The 18,180-nt window shown below is 71.7% G+C and carries 18 protein-coding genes and 3 tRNA genes; 13 read left to right on the top strand and 8 right to left on the bottom strand.

Annotated elements, in window-relative coordinates; genetic code table 11:
• The first annotated feature begins 192 nt into the window (after positions 1–192).
• The 7 genes from IEZ03_RS28680 (at position 193) to htpX (ending at position 7,402) form a co-directional block, all read left to right on the top strand.
• Positions 193–639, top strand: coding sequence for a 4Fe-4S binding protein (locus IEZ03_RS28680; RefSeq protein WP_229808643.1), 447 nt, complete (start codon positions 193–195; stop codon positions 637–639).
• Positions 636–1,211 (top strand): NADH-quinone oxidoreductase subunit J family protein, encoded by a 576-nt coding sequence (locus IEZ03_RS28685; RefSeq protein WP_184889249.1) that lies wholly within the window; start codon positions 636–638, stop codon positions 1,209–1,211. Before IEZ03_RS28680 ends, IEZ03_RS28685 begins: the two co-directional genes overlap by 4 nt.
• Positions 1,211–1,609 (top strand): NADH-quinone oxidoreductase subunit NuoK, encoded by a 399-nt coding sequence (gene nuoK, locus IEZ03_RS28690; RefSeq protein ID WP_184889247.1) that lies wholly within the window; start codon positions 1,211–1,213, stop codon positions 1,607–1,609. Before IEZ03_RS28685 ends, nuoK begins: the two co-directional genes overlap by 1 nt.
• Positions 1,606–3,471, top strand: a complete 1,866-nt coding sequence (locus IEZ03_RS28695; RefSeq protein ID WP_184889245.1) for an NADH-quinone oxidoreductase subunit 5 family protein — start codon at positions 1,606–1,608, stop codon at positions 3,469–3,471. Before nuoK ends, IEZ03_RS28695 begins: the two co-directional genes overlap by 4 nt.
• Positions 3,468–4,991 (top strand): complex I subunit 4 family protein, encoded by a 1,524-nt coding sequence (locus IEZ03_RS28700; RefSeq protein ID WP_308428002.1) that lies wholly within the window; start codon positions 3,468–3,470, stop codon positions 4,989–4,991. The genes IEZ03_RS28695 and IEZ03_RS28700 overlap by 4 nt, the downstream gene beginning before the upstream one ends.
• The gene (locus IEZ03_RS28705; protein ID WP_184889243.1) at positions 4,991–6,481 is read left to right on the top strand and encodes an NADH-quinone oxidoreductase subunit N; all 1,491 of its coding nucleotides are present in this window, start codon (positions 4,991–4,993) and stop codon (positions 6,479–6,481) included. The genes IEZ03_RS28700 and IEZ03_RS28705 overlap by 1 nt, the downstream gene beginning before the upstream one ends.
• Before the next feature lie 66 nt (positions 6,482–6,547).
• Positions 6,548–7,402, top strand: a complete 855-nt coding sequence (gene htpX / locus IEZ03_RS28710) for a zinc metalloprotease HtpX (protein WP_229808644.1) — start codon at positions 6,548–6,550, stop codon at positions 7,400–7,402.
• Here the strand turns inward: htpX and map are convergent.
• Positions 7,399–8,166, bottom strand: a complete 768-nt coding sequence (gene map, locus IEZ03_RS28715) for a type I methionyl aminopeptidase (protein ID WP_184889239.1) — start codon at positions 8,164–8,166, stop codon at positions 7,399–7,401. The genes htpX and map overlap by 4 nt on opposite strands.
• 34 nt (positions 8,167–8,200) lie before the next feature.
• Here map and IEZ03_RS28720 point away from each other — a divergent pair, with 34 nt between their 5' ends.
• The gene (locus IEZ03_RS28720) at positions 8,201–8,476 is read left to right on the top strand and encodes a helix-turn-helix domain-containing protein (protein WP_184889237.1); all 276 of its coding nucleotides are present in this window, start codon (positions 8,201–8,203) and stop codon (positions 8,474–8,476) included.
• Between the two features lie 45 nt (positions 8,477–8,521).
• Here IEZ03_RS28720 and IEZ03_RS28725 read toward each other — a convergent pair whose 3' ends face one another.
• Positions 8,522–9,010, bottom strand: coding sequence for a YajQ family cyclic di-GMP-binding protein (locus tag IEZ03_RS28725; protein ID WP_184889235.1), 489 nt, complete (start codon positions 9,008–9,010; stop codon positions 8,522–8,524).
• Between the two features lie 128 nt (positions 9,011–9,138).
• Here IEZ03_RS28725 and IEZ03_RS28730 point away from each other — a divergent pair.
• Positions 9,139–9,220 (top strand) — tRNA-Tyr (locus tag IEZ03_RS28730).
• A 57-nt stretch (positions 9,221–9,277) separates the two neighbouring features.
• On the opposite strand, the gene IEZ03_RS28735 is transcribed toward IEZ03_RS28730, so the two are convergent.
• From IEZ03_RS28735 to IEZ03_RS28760, 6 genes are read right to left on the bottom strand one after another with little or no spacing between them, the layout of a single operon-like run.
• Positions 9,278–10,855 (bottom strand): fused response regulator/phosphatase, encoded by a 1,578-nt coding sequence (locus IEZ03_RS28735; protein ID WP_184889233.1) that lies wholly within the window; start codon positions 10,853–10,855, stop codon positions 9,278–9,280.
• A complete protein-coding gene (locus IEZ03_RS28740; RefSeq protein ID WP_184889231.1) occupies positions 10,852–12,543 on the bottom strand; it encodes an ATP-binding protein in 1,692 nt (563 codons plus the stop codon). Before IEZ03_RS28740 ends, IEZ03_RS28735 begins: the two co-directional genes overlap by 4 nt.
• A gap of 4 nt (positions 12,544–12,547) precedes the next feature.
• The gene (locus IEZ03_RS28745) at positions 12,548–13,612 is read right to left on the bottom strand and encodes an ATP-binding SpoIIE family protein phosphatase (protein ID WP_184889229.1); all 1,065 of its coding nucleotides are present in this window, start codon (positions 13,610–13,612) and stop codon (positions 12,548–12,550) included.
• Positions 13,600–14,010 (bottom strand): anti-sigma regulatory factor, encoded by a 411-nt coding sequence (locus IEZ03_RS28750; protein ID WP_308428003.1) that lies wholly within the window; start codon positions 14,008–14,010, stop codon positions 13,600–13,602. Before IEZ03_RS28750 ends, IEZ03_RS28745 begins: the two co-directional genes overlap by 13 nt.
• Entirely contained in the window at positions 14,007–14,369 is a 363-nt protein-coding gene (locus IEZ03_RS28755; protein WP_184889227.1) for an STAS domain-containing protein, read from the bottom strand. The genes IEZ03_RS28750 and IEZ03_RS28755 overlap by 4 nt, the downstream gene beginning before the upstream one ends.
• Entirely contained in the window at positions 14,369–15,214 is an 846-nt protein-coding gene (locus IEZ03_RS28760; protein WP_229808645.1) for an STAS domain-containing protein, read from the bottom strand. The genes IEZ03_RS28755 and IEZ03_RS28760 overlap by 1 nt, the downstream gene beginning before the upstream one ends.
• A gap of 373 nt (positions 15,215–15,587) precedes the next feature.
• On the opposite strand from IEZ03_RS28760, the gene IEZ03_RS28765 reads away from it, so the two are divergent.
• From IEZ03_RS28765 to IEZ03_RS28780, 4 genes are all read left to right on the top strand, one after another.
• The gene (locus tag IEZ03_RS28765; RefSeq protein ID WP_229808646.1) at positions 15,588–16,310 is read left to right on the top strand and encodes a PP2C family serine/threonine-protein phosphatase; all 723 of its coding nucleotides are present in this window, start codon (positions 15,588–15,590) and stop codon (positions 16,308–16,310) included.
• Positions 16,311–16,371: 61 nt separating this feature from the next.
• Complete coding sequence (locus IEZ03_RS28770) at positions 16,372–17,499, top strand: acyl-CoA dehydrogenase family protein (protein WP_184889223.1); 1,128 nt, start codon at positions 16,372–16,374, stop codon at positions 17,497–17,499.
• Between the two features lie 146 nt (positions 17,500–17,645).
• Positions 17,646–17,718 (top strand) — tRNA-Thr (locus tag IEZ03_RS28775).
• A 286-nt stretch (positions 17,719–18,004) separates the two neighbouring features.
• Positions 18,005–18,078: transfer RNA gene (locus IEZ03_RS28780), tRNA-Met, on the top strand.
• Positions 18,079–18,180: the final 102 nt, after the last annotated feature.

An 18,180-nucleotide genomic window follows, 5' to 3' on the forward strand; every position in this document is an offset into this window, starting at 1 on the left:
ACCGCGATCACGCCGTTGACCATGAGGTCCACACCTTGTAGGACGGATGGGGCGCCCGCCGCGTTCCCCCCGCGCCGATCGTGCGCAATCATGGGGCGCGTGGGACGGCTACCAGGAGGCGGGCTGGCCAAGGGGCTGGCGGTCACGTTGCGAACGATGACGCGGCGTTCCATAACGCGTCAATACCCGGAAGTGCAACCCGATCTGCCGCCGCGCAGCCGCGGAGTCATCGCGCTCTTCGAGGAGAACTGCACCGTCTGCATGCTGTGCGCGCGCGAGTGCCCCGACTGGTGCATCTACATCGACTCGCACAAGGAGACCCTCCCGGCCGAGGGCGGCGGCCGGGCCCGGACCCGCAACGTCCTCGACCGGTTCGCCATCGACTTCGCCCTGTGCATGTACTGCGGCATCTGCATCGAGGTCTGCCCGTTCGACGCGCTGTTCTGGTCGCCGGAGTTCGAGTACGCCGAGTACGACATCGCGGAGCTGACGCACGAGAAGGAGCGGCTGCGGGAGTGGATGTGGACGGTCCCGCCGCCGCAGGCCCACGACCCGGCCGCCGAGCCGCCCAAGGAGGTCGGCGCCGCGGAGAAGGCCGCGTCCCGCGCGGCCCGCAAGCCCCCCGGTACCGGCGCATGAGCGGCCAGGAGGTCGTCTTCGCGCTGCTCGGCGTCGTCGCCGTCGGGTCGGCCATCCTGGTCGTGACGACGCGGCGGCTGGTGCACGCGGCGCTGTGGCTGGTCGTGTCGTTCGGTGCGCTCGCCGGCGGCTACCTCGTCCTCACCGCGGAGTTCGTCGCCTGGGTGCAGGTGCTCATCTACGTCGGCGCGATCGTCGTGCTGCTGCTGTTCGGCATCATGCTGACGCGGGCGCCGATCGGGGAGTCCGCCGACCTGGACTCCGGCAACCGGTGGGCCGCGGCGGCCGTCGCCGCCGCCACCGCCGCCGTCCTCGTGACGGTCGTGGTCATGGGGTTCGGGGACGAGCGCATGGCCCTGGAGGCGGGCGGCGGTTCCGCCGAGGCGCTCGGCGCGAGCGTGTTCCGGACGTGGGTGCTGCCGTTCGAGATCCTGTCGGTGCTGCTGCTGGCGTCGCTCGTCGGCGCGATCGTGCTGTCGCGGTCCGACATCCGCGCGCGGCCGGAGACCCGCGTCCGGTCCGAGGAGCGGGAACCGGAACGCGGCGACGCGGGCGGGGAGGACGGCGTCTGATGCATCTCGCCTACCCGACGGTCGTCGCCGCGCTGCTGTTCTCCGTCGGCGTGTACGGGGTGCTGGCGCGGCGCAACGCGATCCTCGTCCTGATGTCGGTCGAGCTGATGCTGAACGCGGTGAACCTCAACCTCGTCACGTTCGACATCTGGTTGCGGGACCCGCTGCACGGCGGCCAGGTCCTCACGCTGTTCACGATCGTGATCGCCGCGGCGGAGATCGGGCTGGGGCTGGCGATCGTCCTGCTGGTGTTCCGCAACCGCCGGAACGTCGACGTCGACCGGCTCCGCGCGCTGTCGGAGCGCGCGGACGGCCCGGACGAGGCCGGTCCCGACGAGGACGGGGAGCAGCCCGCGGAGCCCGGACGGGCCGCGCCGGCCGAGGAGGCCCGCCCGTGATCGTGCTGGCCTCGCTGGTTGCGCTGCTGCCGTTCCTCGCCGCGTTCGCCGGGATGCTGTTCGGCCCGTCCCTGACCCGGCTCCTCGGCGGCCGTTCCGGCGGCCGGGCGGCGCCGGTGCGGAACGGGCCCGCGCTCATCGCGTGCGCGCCGATCGCGGTGTCGCTCGTCCTCGCGGCGGTCGTCGCCTACACCGTGTGGCGCGACCCCGGCGAGCGCACCGGGATGCTCACCGTGATCGAGACCGGTTCGGTGCCGATCCGGGTCGGGCTCCAGGTGGACGGGCTGTCCGCCGTCGTCGCGCTCATGGTGTGCTGCGTCGCGCTCGCCGTCCAGGTGTACTCGGTCGCCTACCTGGAGGGGGACCGCCGCTACTCCTCCTACGCCGCCTTCGTCTCGCTCTTCACGGCGGCGATGCTGCTGGTCGTCTACTCCGGTGACCTCCTCGTCCTGTACGCGGGGTGGGAGGTCATGGGGATCTGCTCGTACTTCCTCATCGGCCACCACTGGGAGGACCGGGCGAACTCGCGGGCGGCGGTGAAGGCGTTCCTCGTCACGCGGCTCGGCGACGTCGGCTTCCTGATCGGCGTGCTGGTCCTCGGCGTCGGCGCGGGCACGTTCGAGATCCGGGAGATCGTCCGGACCGCCGCGGACCTGCCGGGCTCCACCGTGACGGCGGCGGCGCTGCTGCTCCTCGCGGGGGTCGCGGGCAAGAGCGCCCAGTTCCCGCTGCACACCTGGCTGCCGGACGCGATGGCGGGCCCGACGCCGATCAGCGCCCTCATCCACGCGGCGACGATGGTCGCGGCCGGCGTCTACGTCGTCGCCCGGGTGTTCCCGGTGTTCGAGGCGGCCCCCGCCGCGCTGGCGGTCCTCGGGATCGCCGCGGTGGTCTCCATGGTCGGCGCGGCGTGCGCGGCGCTCGCGCAGGACGACCTGAAACGCGTGCTGGCCTACTCGACGATCAGCCAGCTCGCCGTGATGGCCGCCGGTCTCGCGGTCGGCGGCGAGTCCCCGGCGATCTTCCACCTGCTCACCCACGGGGCGTTCAAGGCGCTGCTGTTCCTCGCCGCCGGGTGCGTCATCGTCGTCGCCGGGTCGAACATGCTGGCCCACTACGGCGGGCTCCGGCACGGCATGCCCATCACGTTCTGGTCGATGACGGTCGGCCTCGCCGCGCTCGCGGGCGTCCCGCCGCTCAGCGGCTGGTTCAGCAAGGACTCCGTCATCGAGGCCGCGCAGCACACCGCGATCCACGGCGGCGAGGTCGCGGGAGCCGTGGCGTGGCTGGTGTATCTCGGGCTGCTGCTGACCGTCGCGCTGACGGCCGCGTACGCGACGCGCACGTGGCTGATGACGTTCTTCGGGGAGCCGCGCGGTTCGTACGAGATCCGCGAACCGTCGAAGTTCATGTCTTATACGGTCGCCGCCCTGGCCGTCCCCGCCGCGATCCTCGGCTTCTTCGGGCTCGGGGCGGCGGAACTGCGTCCGCATGTCGGCCCGGCTCTGCTGAGCATCGTGCTGCTCGCGGTGGGCGCGGGCGGTGCCTTCCTCCTGTGGAACCGTGACCCTGCCCTGGATCCTGCGCGGGCGCTCGGACCGGCCCGCCCCGTTTTCGCGCGGGCCTTCTTCGTGGACGAGTTCTACGACGCGGCGGTCGTCCGGCCCGTCCGGGCGGTGGCGCGGTACGTCGTCGTCCTCGACCGCAGCCGGGTGGACGCCGCCGTCACCGGCACCGGGCGCGGCGCGCTCCGCCTCGGCGAACGGCTCCGCGTCCCGCAGAACGGCAACGCGCAGTCCTACCTCACCGGCCTGCTCGCCGGCGTCGTCGTCATCGTGGCCGGGGTGGTGATCCTCCTGTGATCTTCGTGCTGATGCTGGCGATACCGCTGGCGGGGGCGCTGGCGATGCTGCTCCCGGCGAACTGGTTCCTGCGCACCGACTTCGCCGTCCGCGCCTTCGGCACCGCCGTGTCCGGCGCGACGCTGCTCGTCGCGATCTCCGCGCTGACCGCCTTCGACTTCGGCGCCACGTCCCGGATGCAGCTCGAAGTCGACCGGCAATGGGCGTCCGCGATCGGGCTGCGGTTCCACCTCGGCGTCGACGGCATCTCGCTGCCGCTGGTCGTGCTGACCGCGCTGCTGACGTTCCTGTGCTTCCTCTACACGCTGCGCCACCCGCCGGAGGGCGGCCGGATCCGGCTGCTCACCGCGATGCTGCTCGTCCTCGAAGTCGGGATGCTCGGCACGTTCGTCGCCCTCGACCTCGTGCTGTTCTTCGTGTTCTTCGAGACCGTCCTGGTCCCCATGTACGTGGTGATCATGCTGTGGGGCGGGACGGGACGCCGCGAGGCCGCCTACAAGTTCATCCTCTACACACTGCTCGGCTCCGGGTTCCTCCTCGCCGGGATGCTGCTCGTCGGCGCCACCGCGGGCACCCTCGACATGACCGAGCTGGCCGCCCGGCACGGGGCCGGCCTGACGCGCGGCGTCCAGATCACCGCGTTCGCCCTCATGGGCATCGGGTTCGCGGTCAAGGCGCCGATGTGGCCGCTGCACACCTGGCTGCCGGACGCGCACACCGCCGCCCCGACCGTCGGGTCCGTCCTGCTCGCCGGGGTCCTGCTGAAGATGGGCACCTACGGGCTCGTCCGCGTCGCGCTGCCGCTCGCGCCCGAGGGGGCCCGCTTCTGGGCGCCGTGGCTCGGGCTCCTCGCCGTCATCGGCATCGTCTACGGCGCGCTCGCCTGCCTCGCCCAGCGCGACCTCAAACGGATGATCGCGTTCTCGTCCGTCGGGCACATGGGCTTCGTGCTGCTCGGCATCGCGACCCTCACCCCCGTCGGCGTCAACGCGGCGCTGTTCGGCAACATCGCGCACGGCCTGATCACCGGCCTGCTGTTCTTCCTCGCCGGGTCGGTCAAGGACCGCTGGGGCACCACCGACATGGACGCCCTCGGCGGCGGGATGCTCGGCACGTCCCCGCGGCTCGCGTCGATCCTGACGTTCGCGTCCGTCGCCTCGCTCGGGCTGCCGGGCCTCGCCGGGTTCTGGGGCGAGATGCTGGCGCTCCTCGGCGCGTACCGGCCGCACGCCGACCTCCCCCGGGAGACGTTCGTGACGTTCATGGTCGTCGCGGCGCTCGGGGCGCTGCTGACCGCCGCCTACTTCCTGCGCATGCTCGCCAAGCTCACCCACGGACCCGCCGACGGTGCCGCCGTGCGGCGGGGCCGGGAGACGCGCGTGCCCGCCGCGGCGGTGTCCCTGCAGGAGTACGCCGCCTGGACGCCGCTGATCGCGCTCACGCTGCTGGTCGGCCTCTGGCCGAAGACCCTGCTGGACGTGACCACCGGACCCGTCCGCGCGCTGCTCGGAGGCGGCTGATGATCCAGAGCATCGACTACGCGGCGGTCGCGCCGCCGCTGATCCTCGCGATCGCCGCGATCGGGCTGCTGCTCGCCGACGCCTTCGAGGTGCCGCGCCGCCTGCTGTCCCTGCTCAGCGGGGGCGCCCTCGCCGCCGCGCTCATCGCCGTCGCGGCGCTCGCGGCCGGAGACCGCCGCGCCACGTTCTGCCTGCCGGACGGCCTGCGCGGCGACGGCCCCGCCTCCTGCTCCTACGTCGCCGACGACTTCACGCTCCTGTTCCAGGGGATCATTCTGGCCGCCGCCGTGGTCGTCGTGCTGCTGTCGCTGCAGGAGATCACCGACTCGAAGATGCCCGCCGGCGAGTACCACTTCCTGCTGCTCGCCGCCGTCATCGGCGCGCTGACCCTCGTCGCCGCCCGCGACCTCGTCCTCCTCCTCGTCGCGCTGGAGACGCTGTCGCTGCCGGTGTTCGCGCTCACCGCGCTGCGCCGCTACGACGGGACGGCGTCCGAGGCCGCGCTGAAGCTGTTCCTCGTCTCCGTGGTCTCCACCGCGATCATGCTGTTCGGGATCAGCCTCCTGTACGGCGCGACCGGCGCCATGCACCTCGACCGCCTCGCCCCCGCCCTCGCGGACCTCCCGTCCGGCCTGGACGCCGTCGCGGCCGCCGGGTCGGTGCTCGTCCTCGCCGGGTTCGCGTTCAAGGTCGCCGCCGTCCCGTTCCACTTCTGGGCACCGGACGTCTACCAGGGGTCCCCGCTGCCCGTCGCCGCGTTCCTGTCCGTCGTCTCCAAGGCCGCCGGGTTCGCCGGGCTCCTGATCGTCGTGGCCCTCGGACTCCCCGCGTACGGGCACGTGTGGGGGCCGGTCATCGCCGTCCTCGCCGCCGTCACGATGACGCTCGGGAACCTCCTCGCGCTCCGCCAGCGGACCGCGATCCGGCTGCTGGCCTGGTCGTCGGTCGCCCAGTCCGGGTACATGCTCGCGCCCCTCGCGGTCGGCACGAACCGGCTCCCCGAGGCCGTCGCCGCCACCACCGCCTACGTCGCCCTCTACGCCGTCATGAACCTCGGCGCGTTCGCCGTCGTGATCGGTTTCCGCCGCCGCACCGCGGGGCGGCTCAGCCCGTCCTGGGACACCCTCGACGACTTCCGTGGCCTCGCCCGCCGCAGCCCCGCCGTCGCCGCCGCCCTCGCGTTCTTCCTCATCTGCCTCGCCGGGCTGCCGCCGGGCGTCATGGGGCTGTTCGCGAAGGTCGTCGTGTTCCGCGCCACCGTCGCGGGCGGCGTCACCTGGCTGGCCGCCGTCATGGCCGTCAACACGGTGATCGGCCTGTACTACTACCTGGTGTGGGCCGCGAAGCTCTTCGCGCCCGCACCCGGGCCGTCCTACGACCCCGCGCCGGGACTGCCCGTCCGCGCCGCCATCACCGCCACCGCCGCCGGAGCCGTCGTGCTGTCGGTGGCGCCCCAGATCGTCCTGCAGACGGTCGGCCACGCCACTTAGGCGGGAACGTTGACCCAGGTCAAACCGTTGATGTTCATGGCCGGAGTCGACGGGGAGGCAACGGAAGTGCAGTTCAACGGTGTCAAGACCGCGGCGCTCATCGGCGCGCTGTCGGCATTGATGCTCGCCGCCGGCTGGGCCATCGGCGGCGGTACCGGGCTGACGATCGCGCTGGTCGTCGCGCTCGGCACCAACGGGTTCGCCTACGTCTTCAGCGACCGGATCGCCCTGCGCTCCATGCGCGCCCACCCGGTCAGCGAGGTCGAGGCGCCGCGGCTGTACCGGCTCGTCCGCGAACTCGCGAACTCCGCCCACCAGCCCATGCCGCGCCTGTACGTCTCGGAGACGCGCCAGCCGAACGCGTTCGCCACCGGCCGCAACCCGCGCAACGCCGCCGTCTGCTGCACCCGCGGCATCCTGCACATCCTCGACGAACGGGAACTGCGGGCCGTTATCGGTCACGAGCTGTCGCACGTCTACAACCGCGACATCCTCCTCTCGTCCGTGGCCGCCGCGATCGCCACCGTCATCACGTACCTGTCCTACCTGGCGATCTTCATCCCGTTCGGCCGCTCGGAGGACGACGACGGCCCCGGCCTCCTCGGCGCGCTGCTGATGCTCGTCCTCGGCCCGGTCGCCGCCGCCGTCGTGCAGATGGCGATCAGCCGCACCCGCGAGTACGCCGCCGACGCCGCCGGCGCCCTCCTCACCGGCGACCCCCTCGCCCTCGCCTCCGCGCTCCGCAAGATCGACGCCGGCACCCGCGCGATGCCGCTGCCGCAGGACCCCGAACTCGCCACCACCAGCTCCCTGATGATCGCCAACCCGTTCGCCGGCGCCGGGATCGGCAGGCTCTTCTCCACGCACCCCCCGACGGCCGACCGCATCGCCCGCCTGGAGCGCATGGCCGGCCGCCGCTAGAGCGCCGTCAGGACCACCGGCCCGCCCGCGGTGACCGCGATCGAGTGCTCGAAGTGCGCCGCGCGGCTCCCGTCGGCCGTTGCGACCGACCACCCGTCCGGGAGAATGCGGGTCCCGTCACGCCCGCTTTCGGTGACCAGCGGCTCGATGGCGATCGTGAGACCTTCCCTGAGCCTCATCCCGCGCCCGGGCCGCCCCTTGTTCGGCACCGGCGGATCCTCGTGCATCTCCGTCCCGATGCCGTGCCCGCCGGACCCGTCCGCGATCCCGTACCCCGCCTCGCGGGCCGTGCCCTCGATCGCCGCCGCGACGTCCCCCATCCGGTTCCCGGGCACGGCCGCCGCGATGGCCCGCTCCAGGGCGAGCCGCGTCGTCTCGATGAGCCGCGTGCCGCCCTCGTCGGACGTCCCCACCATGAACGACACCGCCGCGTCCCCGCAGTAGCCCCCGACCGTCGCGCCGGCGTCGACCGTCACGAGGTCACCGTCCCTGAGCACCCCGCCCGCCGGTATCCCGTGCACCACCACGTCGTTGACCGAGACGCAGATGTTCGCCGGATACGGCATCGGAGCCCAGCTCGGCTTGTAGTGCAGGAACGGCGATGTGGCCTGATGCTCCTTGAGCGTCCGCGCGGCCACCGCGTCCAACTCGGCGAGCGGCACACCGGGCTCGGCCGCCGCCCGCACGTCCCGCAGGATCCGGGCCACGACCCGTCCCGCCTCCCGCATGCGCTCCCACTCCCGCGGAGTTCGGTAGTTCACCATGCGAAGATACTAATACCAGTATTACAATGCTCGCATGGTTCGAACCCCGCTCACCGAAGAGCAGCGCGACCGAGGCCGCGCCCTGGGCCAGGTGCTCCGCGCCGCCCGCGGCCCCCGCAGCGCCGCCTCCGTCGCCCAGGAGGCCGGCATCTCCCTCGACACGCTCCGCAAGATCGAACGCGGCGCCATCGCGGCGCCGGCGTTCTTCACCGTCGCGTCCCTGGCCCGCGCCTTGGACCTCGACCTGACGGCCCTCGCCCGAACTCTCCACGAATTCGACCGAACCATCGAGGACGCGGCCGCGTCATAACAAAGCGCCGGCCCCTTCTGCGGGGGATGGGGCCGGCGCACTCGACTACCGGTAGTTCACGAACTGCAGCGCCACGTCCAGGTCCTTGCTCTTGAGCAGCGCGATGACGTCCTGCAGGTCGTCCTTCTTCTTCGAGCTGACCCGCAGCTCGTCCCCCTGGATCTGGGCCTTGATCCCCTTCGGCCCCTCATCCCGGATGATCTTGCTGATCTTCTTCGCGTCGTCCTGCGCGATGCCCTCCTTCAACCCCACGCCCAGCCGGTACAGCTTCCCGGACAGCTTCGGCTCCCCGGGGTCGATCGCCTTCAGCGAGATCCCCCGCTTCACCAGCTTGTCCTTCAGCACGTCGAGCACGGCGTTGGCCCGCTCCTCCGTGTTCGCCTGAATCTCGATCGACTCGCCCGACCACTTGATCCCCGCGTCCACGTTCCGGAAGTCGAACCGGTTGGCCACCTCCTTGGCGGCCTGGTTCAACGCGTTGTCGACCTCCTGCCGGTCGAGCTTGCTCACGACGTCAAAAGAGCTGTCCGCCATCGCGCACACATCCCCTCAGCAGCAACTTTCGCGGTCCACCGAGCTTAGCGATCAAGCCCGCGCCCCGATGTCACACCCACTCCCACCGTCCGCTATTCTTTCCAGTGCCGCCGCGCAAGCGACGCCCAGGCGGGTTGCCCGAGTGGCCAATGGGAGCGGACTGTAAATCCGTCGGCTTAGCCTACGCAGGTTCGAACCCTGCACCCGCCACATCACACAGAACGGCCCCTGACCCGGGTTTTCGCGGTCAGGGGCCGTTCTCGTCGGTTAGCGGGTGCGGCGGAGGGCTACTAGGGCTACGTCGTCTTCTCGGTGGCCGAACTCTGCTAGTAGGCGGTCGCTGAAACGTTCCAGGTCGTCGTCGACCGGGGTGGCTATGGTGCGCAGGCGTTCCAGGTTGGTGCTCAGGGGGATGCCGCGGTCTTCGATCAGGCCGTCGGTGATGAGGACCACGGTGCCGCCCGGGGGGACCTCGGTCTCCTCGATGGCCACGCCGTCGGCGGGGAAGCCCAGGAGGACTCCGCCGCCCTTGCCGTAGCGGGCCTCGCCGTCGGTCAGGTAGAGCGGAGGGAGGTGGCCGGCGTTGGCTACCTGCAAGGCGCCGGTGTGGATGTTGAGGGTCATCAGGCACATCGTGACGGTCTGGTCGTCGTGGTAGCGGAGCATGACGGCGTTCAGGAGTTTCAGGATGGTGACGGCGTCGTGGCCCTCCTCGGCGAAGGCGCGCAGGGCGTGGCGGATCTCGGCCATGACCGTCGCGGCGTGCAGGGAGTGGCCCTGGACGTCGCCGATGGCGACGAGCGTGTGGTCGCCGCGGTCGATGACCTCGTAGAAGTCGCCGCCCACCTCCGCCTGGTCGCTGGCCGGTTCGTAGCGGACGGAGAACGTCCAGCCGGGGACGGACGGGTGCTCCGACGGCAGCAGGCTGCGCTGCAGGGTCAGGGAGATGAAGTGCTGCTCGGCGAAGGACCGCAGGGCCTCCATCGCCAGGGCCAGAGCCTGGCCGAGCTGGCGGAGGATGTTGAGGTCGACCTCGTCGGGCTCGCCGCGGGCCTCGATGCCGATGCAGATCGGGGGGCGGCCGCGCTTCGAACGGGACATCACGACGGCGACGTCGCCGTGGGCGACCGCGTCGGGCAGGACCGACTTCCACTCGTGCGCGGAGACGAGGGTGACCGTGGTGTCGGGCACGTCGCCGAGGTCCATCAGGCCGGCCAGCTGGTCGAACACGCCGAGCGGGCTGGAGCGCTGCTCGGGTTCGCCGTCCAGGCTGACCGCCCGGCGGGGGCGGCCGTCCGGGGCCAGGACGAGCACCGAGGCGGGCTCGGCGAAGATGTCGTAGGCGCCGCGGGCGGCCACCGTGGTCAGCTGCTCGAAGGTCTCCGCGGCGTTGATCGCCAGGGAGGTGCGGGTGAACGCGGAGAGCTGGCCGGCCATGCGTTCGGCGCGGATCCGGGCGCGGTAGTAGCGCATGACGGCCTCGACCGTCGCGATGAACTCGTCCGGGTCGATGGGGTCGGTCAGGTAGGCGTCGGCGCCGCGCTGGAGGCCGTGGGTGCGGTCGGTGACGTCCACCGCCCACGCGGAGATGTGGATGACCGGCATGGACGCGGTCTCCGGCTCCGCCTTGATCCGCGCGCAGACCTCGACGCCGCTCATGTCGGGCAGCTTGACGTCCAGGACGACCAGGTTCACGTCGTGCTCGGCGAGGCGCTGGAAGGTCTCGGCGCCGTTCGTCGCGTACACGACCGAGTGGCCCGCGCGCTGCAGCCAGCTGCCGATGATGTACCGCTTGGTGTTGTCGTCGTCGACGACCAGCGCGGTGCAGTGCTCCACGTCCGTCATCGGTCCCCCTGCGTTCGCCGTTCCCTGACCTGCCGCACCGTTTCCGCCAGCATGACCGGATCGATGTGGTCCCTGCTCAGCGTGGCGTCGGCCCTGGGCGGTGGCTGGCCGGACACCGTGCCTTCGGTGACCGCCACCACCATCGCGTCGGGCGGCAGGGCGGTGAGGTCTTCGCCGGAGCCGAGCAGGACGAGGTCCGGTGCGTCGGACGCGGCGAGGTTCAGCGCGGTGGCGGCGTCCGGGGCCTCGCTCACCCGGCCTGCCCCGCCCTCGACGAGACCGCGGAGGGCGCGGCGCGACGCGTCCTCGCCGTGGACGACGAGGACGTGCCGGAGGCCGAGGTCGGCGAGCGGCTGGTCCGTGGGCAGCCGGACCGTCACGGTCGTCCCCGCACCGAGGGCGCTTTCCAGGGACAGGTCGCCGCCGAGCAGCGTCACGAGCCTCCGGGCGTAGGGCAGGCCCAGCCCAGTGCCCGCCGCACTGACGCCGGGGACCTGGTAGAACTCCTCGAAGACCCGTTCGTGGTCGGCGGGCGCGATGCCCCGGCCGGTGTCGGAGACGACGAACACCACGTGGTCCGGGGCGGGCCGGACGGTCAGCCGCACCTCTCCCGCGTCGGTGAACTTCAGCGCGTTGCCGAGCAGGTTGCGCAGCACGCGAGTCAGCATCACCTCGTCGGTCACCAGGACGGACGGGGCGTCGGCGGCGTCCACGGTCAGGGTCAGGCTCTTGCTCTTGGCGATGGGCACCAGCAGCGCGGTCAGCTGGCCCAGCATGGAGTGCGTGTCCGTCAGGCCGAGGCGCGGCTCCAGCCGGCCCTGCTCGGCCTTGGCCATGTCCAGCAGCTCGTCCACCATCCCGAGCAGTGCCACCCCGGTGTCGACGACCAGTGATACCTGCTGCTTCTGCTCCTCGTCGAGAGAGCCGTTCTGGGGGTCGAGCAGCAGGCGCGCGAGGCCGACGATGCCGTTGATGGGGGTGCGGAGCTCGTGGCTGATGGCGGCCCAGAAGCGGTTCTTCGTCTCGACGGCCTCGCGGAGCTGGTCGGTCTTCTCGTCCAGCTCCGCGTACAGCGCCACGACGCCCTGGTTGGTCTTCTCCAGCTCTTCGGAGAGTTCGGCGTAGAGGGCCATGACCCCCTGGTTGGTCTTCTCCAGTTCGGCGTTGAGCTCCTGGAGTTCCTCGCGCCTGTGCTGGGACTCCTCCAGTGACTCGATCAGCTCAGTGTTCTGGGTACGCAGTTCCTCCAGCGCGGAGACGGGGTGCATCTGCCGCAGCCGGAGGCGCAGTTCGTCGAGTTCGCCGTCGGTGATGCGGGTGCCGGTCGGGAGGTTCTTGCGGGTCCGGACGAGGCTGAGCCCGCCCGCGCCGTCCTCCTCGACGAGGTCCATCAGGCGCGCGGCGGCGGTGACGCCCTCCCCGGGGATCACCACGTCCGGCCGGGCGTCGAAGACGAGCTCGATCACCAGGCCGGGGTTCCCCTCCGGGTTCCGGTCGAGCTGGAAGGCGACCGTGACCCGGCCGTAGCTGGAGTACAGCTCACGGCCGAGTTCGCTCAGGGCGGTGGCGACGCGGACCTGGTCGTGGTGGGGGCAGTGCAGGGCGGCGGCGACGTGCCGGCCGGCCTGCCGGACGGCGAAGACGCCCTCCTCATCGGCGAGCTGCAGCCGCATGAGTTCGTCCGCCACGCGGTCACCCCCTTCCTGGCGACGTCACCGCGAGCACCGAGCGGTCGTCGTGCCTGGAACCGGCGTCTCGCAGCAGGGTCGCCGCGATCAGCAGGGGCTCGCGGTCGAACAGCCCGGGCCGGGCGGCGGGATCCCACCGGTCGGTCAGGCCGTCGGAATGCAGCACGACCGCGGCCCCGGGCGGCAGATCATAGACCTGTTCCCGGACGCGGGCATGCGAACCGGCGATCCCCGGAACCGAGATCATCCCGGTGCGGCGGTCCGGGTGGACGATCCACCCGGAGATGTTCCCGACTCCCGCATAACGTACCCGTCTCCGCTCCGGGACGATCAGCGCGACGGCGACGGCGCCGCCGCGGGTGGGGCGCAGCCGCCGGTGGATCCGTTCGAGGATCTCGGCGGGGCGCGCCGGCAGTGCGGTCTCCCGCATCACGTCGACGGCCTCCTGCGCCGCGCGCGCCGCCAGCGGCCCGTGCCCGAGGCCGTCGCAGAGCATCGCGTACACCGCCCCGTCGCGGGTCGCCAGCGCGGCGTAGGCGTCGCCGCACTCCGTCTCGCCGGCTATCGGGCGGGTCACCCCGGCGAACGGCGGGTCGGCCGGGGCCGGCGCGGCCGGGGGGCCGTCCGCCGGCTGCCGGAACCGGGCGTAGAGCGTGGTGCCGACCCCGGGGAGGGAGTGGAGGCCGCTGCGGTCGGCCAGCCGCTCGATCGAGCCGAGCCCGAGGCCCAGCGTCCCGGTGGTCGAGTAGCCGCCGAGGCGGGAGCGGGACACGTCGGCGATGCCGGGCCCGTGGTCGACGCAGGCGATCTCCAGCGCGGCGGTGGACCCGTTCCGGACGACGCGCACCAGCATCTCGCCGCGCACCGCGTGCTTGGCGAGGTTGGTGGCGGCCTCGGTGGCCGCGAGCTGGACCTGGCCGAGCCGCTCCCCGGCGAAACCGAGCCGTTCGGCGAACACGGTGATGCCGCGCCGCACCCCGGCGGCCGCGCTGGCCTCCTCGACGACGAACCAGCGCGACTCGTCCGCCGCGGGGCTGACGGTCCAGTCGGCGACCGTCAGCGGATCCACTTGACCACCGTCACCGTCGTGCCCTCGCCGGGTTCGCTCTCCAGCGAGAACTCGTCCACGAGACGCCGGGTGCCGGACAGCCCGAGCCCGAGCCCGTTCCCGCTGGACCATCCCTCGACCAGGGCCTGCTCCAGGTCGGGGATGCCGGGGCCCCGGTCGGTGAAGACGATGCGGAGACCGTGCTTGCCGCGGTCGCCGACCGTCTGGTCGATGCCCACCGAGCCGCCCCCGCCGTGGACGAGCGTGTTGCGCGCCAGCTCGCTGGCCGCGGTGACGATCTTGGTCTGGTCGACGAGGGAGAAGCCGGCCGAGGCCGCCGCGGTCCGCACGAGCTGCCGCACGCGCACGACGTCGTCGTTGCCGGAGATGGGCATCTCGCCGGCGGGCTCGATGGTCACCGGTCGCCCAGCGACGACTCGAGCAGCCGCATGCCCTGCTCCAGGTCCAGCGCGGTGCGGACGCCGTCGAGGGACAGCCCGAGTTCCACCAGCGTGATCGCCACGGCGGGACGCATGCCGACGACGACGGTCTCGGCGTCCATCAGCCGCGACATGGCGGCGATGGTGGAGAACATCCGGCCGATGTAGGAGTCCACGATGTCGACCGCGGAGATGTCGATGATCACGCCCCGGGCCCCGGTCTTGACGATCGAGTCGGCCAGGTCCTCCTGGAGCGCGACGACGGTCTGGTCCTGCAGGTCGATCTGGATGGACACCAGCAGGAACCGGCCGATCTTGAGGATCGGGATCTGCTGCATCACGCGTCCGTTCCGCTAAGGACGCGCAGGCCGCTGCCGCGCATCGCGTAGGCCAGCGCGTCGGCGAGGGAGGACTTGGTGACGATGTCGCCGAACTCGATGCCGAGCGCCGCGATGGTGTGCGCGATCTGGGGGCGGATGCCGGAGATGACGCATTCGGCGCCCATCAGCCTGGCCGCCATCACCGTCTTCAGCAGGTGCTGCGCGACCTCGGTGTCGACGGCGGGCACGCCCGTGATGTCGATCACGGCGTAGCGGGAGCCGGTGTCGGCGAGCAGCTGGAGCATCGTCTCCATCACCACCTGGGTGCGGGCCGAGTCCAGCGTGCCGACCAGCGGGACGCCGAGGATGCCGTCCCAGAGCTTCACCACGGGCGTGGACAGCTCCAGCAGCTGCTCGGCCTGGTCGGCGATGACCTGCTCGCGCGCGTTGGCGTACGTCTCGAAGGTCGCCAGCCCGAGCTCGTCGATGTAGGCGGAGAAATCGATGAAATCGGCGTACGCCGCGTCGCCGCCGGTCCCGTCGAGGTTCTCGTGGACGGCCCGCTTGAGCGCGAACACGGCGACGGCGGTCTCGGTGGGGCTGAAGCCCTGCCGGGCGCGGCTGCGGGAGATGTCGGCGAGCGCCGCGCGCAGTTCCCCGGCGGTGGTGCCGCCGGGGTCGGTGAGCGCCCCTTCCACCAGGCCGTACAGCTCGGTCAGTTCCGAGCGCACCTCGCCCTCGGTCATGCGGCCGCGCGTCCCCTCGGTGACCAGCTCGACCCACCGGCCCAGGACGGCGTCGCGCCGTGAGCGCAGCAGGTGCGACATGGGTGGCTCGGCTGTCCCGCTCGGGTCACCGCTCATTGTTTCTCCCATCTACAGCTGTCCGCCGGGAAGGGGGCCGCATGGACATGTTTCCCGCGACTTCTCCCGCAACGCGGTTGTTTGTCGTGGTGCAACGTTAACCGGCCGTGCCGCCCGAGACGCCGCGTCCCCACCCGCATGCGGCCTTGTGATCCCGGTCGGGTGTACCGCCCCCAGGCCGGTGACCTCGGCATTCCTTCTCCGGACCACCCAAGTTCGGGGCTCTGTGCAGAATATGCGGGTCGCGCCCATGGTGTTACCGCTTGGTACGAGGGGATCGGCCGGGCCCGCGGTGGCCCGGGTTCGGGTTTTGGTCTACCGTCACCGGCGCGGCTTTCCAGGGGGTAGACCTGCCTCCGTGCAGGTGAGTTATGTGAGCGAGGCGACTCCGGGGCGGCCGAACGAGGACTTCGTGGCGGCGGGGCCCGGGTGGGTCGTGCTGCTGGACGGGGCGACGGCACCGCCGGGCGTGGACAGCGGGTGCCGGCACGACCCGGCGTGGCTGGTGCGCAGGCTCGGCGGGCGGATCGCGGCGCTGCTGGCGCCGGAGGACGGCCGGCCGCTGCCCGACCTGGTGGCGGAGGCGATCAAGGTGACGGGGGAGGGGCACGCGGGGACCTGCGACCTGCAGAACCCGGACAGCCCCTCGGCGACGGTGTCGCTGCTGCGCCGGCGCGGCGCGGTGGTGGAGTGGTACGTCCTCGCCGATTCGCCGATCGTGGTGGACGCCGGCGAGGTGCGGGTCTTCCGGGACGACCGCGTCGACCACCTGCCGAGCTACACCCTGGAGTCCGTCCGGGAGCTGCGGAACAGCCCCGGCGGGTTCTGGGTGGCGAGCACGAAACCGGAGGCCGCGTACGAGGGGCTGACCGGCGAGGTGCCGCTGGCCGGGCTGCGGCGGGCGGCGGTGCTGAGCGACGGCGCGTCCAGGCTGGTGGAGCGGTTCGGGCGGATGGGCTGGGACGACCTGCTCCGGCTGCTGGACGAGGAGGGCCCGCGGGAGCTGATCCGGCGGACCAGGAAGGCCGAGGCGTCCGCGACCGGCCCGCGGGGGAAGCAGTACGACGACGCCACCGCGGTCCTCGTCCGGTTCTGACCCGGAAATCGGAAGAGCCGGGGGCGGGCGCCATCCTGGAATCTGATTCTAGAATGGGCGCATGGAGTCTCAGGATTTCGCCGACGTGCTCAAGGCCGTCCGCAGCTTCGTCCGCGACCAGGTGATCCCCCGCGAGGAGGAGATCGAGGAGACCGACGCGATCCCGGAGCCGGTGCGGCAGACGGCGCGGGAGATGGGCCTGTTCGGCTACGCGCTGCCCGAGCAGTACGGCGGCCTCGGGCTCTCGGTCGGCGAGGAGGTGCGGCTGGTCTTCGAGATCGGCTACGCCAGCCCCGCGTTCCGCTCGATGTTCGGCACCAGCAACGGCATCGCCGGGCAGGTCCTCGTCAACGCCGGGACGGAGGAGCAGAAGGACGCCTGGCTGCCCAGGCTCGCGTCCGGGGAGGTCGTCGGGGCGTTCGCGCTCACCGAGGCCGAGGCCGGCTCCGACCCCAGCACCCTCACCACGAGCGCGGTGCGCGACGGCGACGACTACGTCATCGACGGCGCGAAGCGGTTCATCACCAACGCGCCCGAGGCCGACGTCTTCATGGTCTTCGCCCGGACGGGCGCCCCCGGCTCCCGGGGCATCTCGACGTTCCTCGTCGAGAAGGGCGCGGACGGCCTGACGATCGGACCGCCCGACGAGAAGATGGGCCAGCGCGGCGCCCACACCGCCGAGGTGTTCTTCGACGGCGTGCGCGTCCCCGCCCGCAACATGGTCGGGACGGAGGGAACCGGCTTCCGCACCGCCATGGCGTCCCTCGCCCACGGCCGGATCAGCATCTCCGCCGTCTGCGTGGGTCTCGCCCAGAGGATCCTGGACGAGACCGTCGCGTACGCGAAGGAACGCAGCCAGGGAGGGAACACGATCGGCGAATACCAGCTCGTGCAGGGGCTCATCGCCGACTCCCAGGCCGAGCTGTACGCGGGACGCTCGATGGTCCTGGAGGCGGCCAGGGCCTACGACGCGGGGGAGGACACCAAGCTCGGGCCGTCCTGCACGAAGTACTTCTGCTCGGAGATGGTCGGCCGCGTCGCCGACCGCGCCGTGCAGGTCTTCGGCGGCATGGGCTACATGCGCGGCGTGAGCGTCGAGCGCTTCTACCGCGACGCGCGGCTGTTCCGCATCTACGAGGGGACGAGCCAGATCCAGCAGCTCGTCATCGCCCGCACCCTGCTGCGCTGACCAGCGGGGACGCCGTTGGGACGTCGTCCGCCCGGACCCGTGCGCCGCGCACCGGGCGGGCGCCGTCCCCGGCCGCCCCGGGCAGGGCAAACGAGTTCGCGTGCGGTCCCGTCTCCGTGTATGGTTTCACTGCGCGAACGACGCAAGCCCCTTTAGCTCAGTCGGCAGAGCGTCTCCATGGTAAGGAGAAGGTCTACGGTTCGATTCCGTAAAGGGGCTCACCACCGCAGAGGCCGTCCCGGTTCGGGGCGGCCTTCGGCGTATCCGGGCGGCGTATCCGGACGGCGGGAATCCCTCGGCCGCCGATTTCGTTCCGTAGAGTGCGCTGTGGTACCGTCCCACCGGTTCCAGTGGACGTTTCGCAGGTCATCGGCACGCCCGGTAGCCTGGAGGCGGTCCTGCGGAACCCGTGGAACCGATGCCCCGATCCCGGTCCGGGTTTTCGTGTTTCCGGGGCGCGGTGCGCATCCGGTATCCTTGCATTCCGGTCCACACCGACCATCACGGCGGGGTAGCTCAGTCAGGCAGAGCAAGCGGCTCATAATCGCTGTGTCGCCGGTTCAAGTCCGGCCCTCGCTACTACCCATGTCTCTCATCCCCGGCCGACGGGGGTGAGCAGGCTGGGTGCGATCACCGGCCGCCCGCAAGGGCGGCCGAGGTCCGAAGTCCCATTCCCCAGTA

Source organism: Actinomadura livida, from assembly GCF_014648675.1.
Classification (GTDB): Bacteria; Actinomycetota; Actinomycetes; order Streptosporangiales; family Streptosporangiaceae; genus Spirillospora; species Spirillospora livida.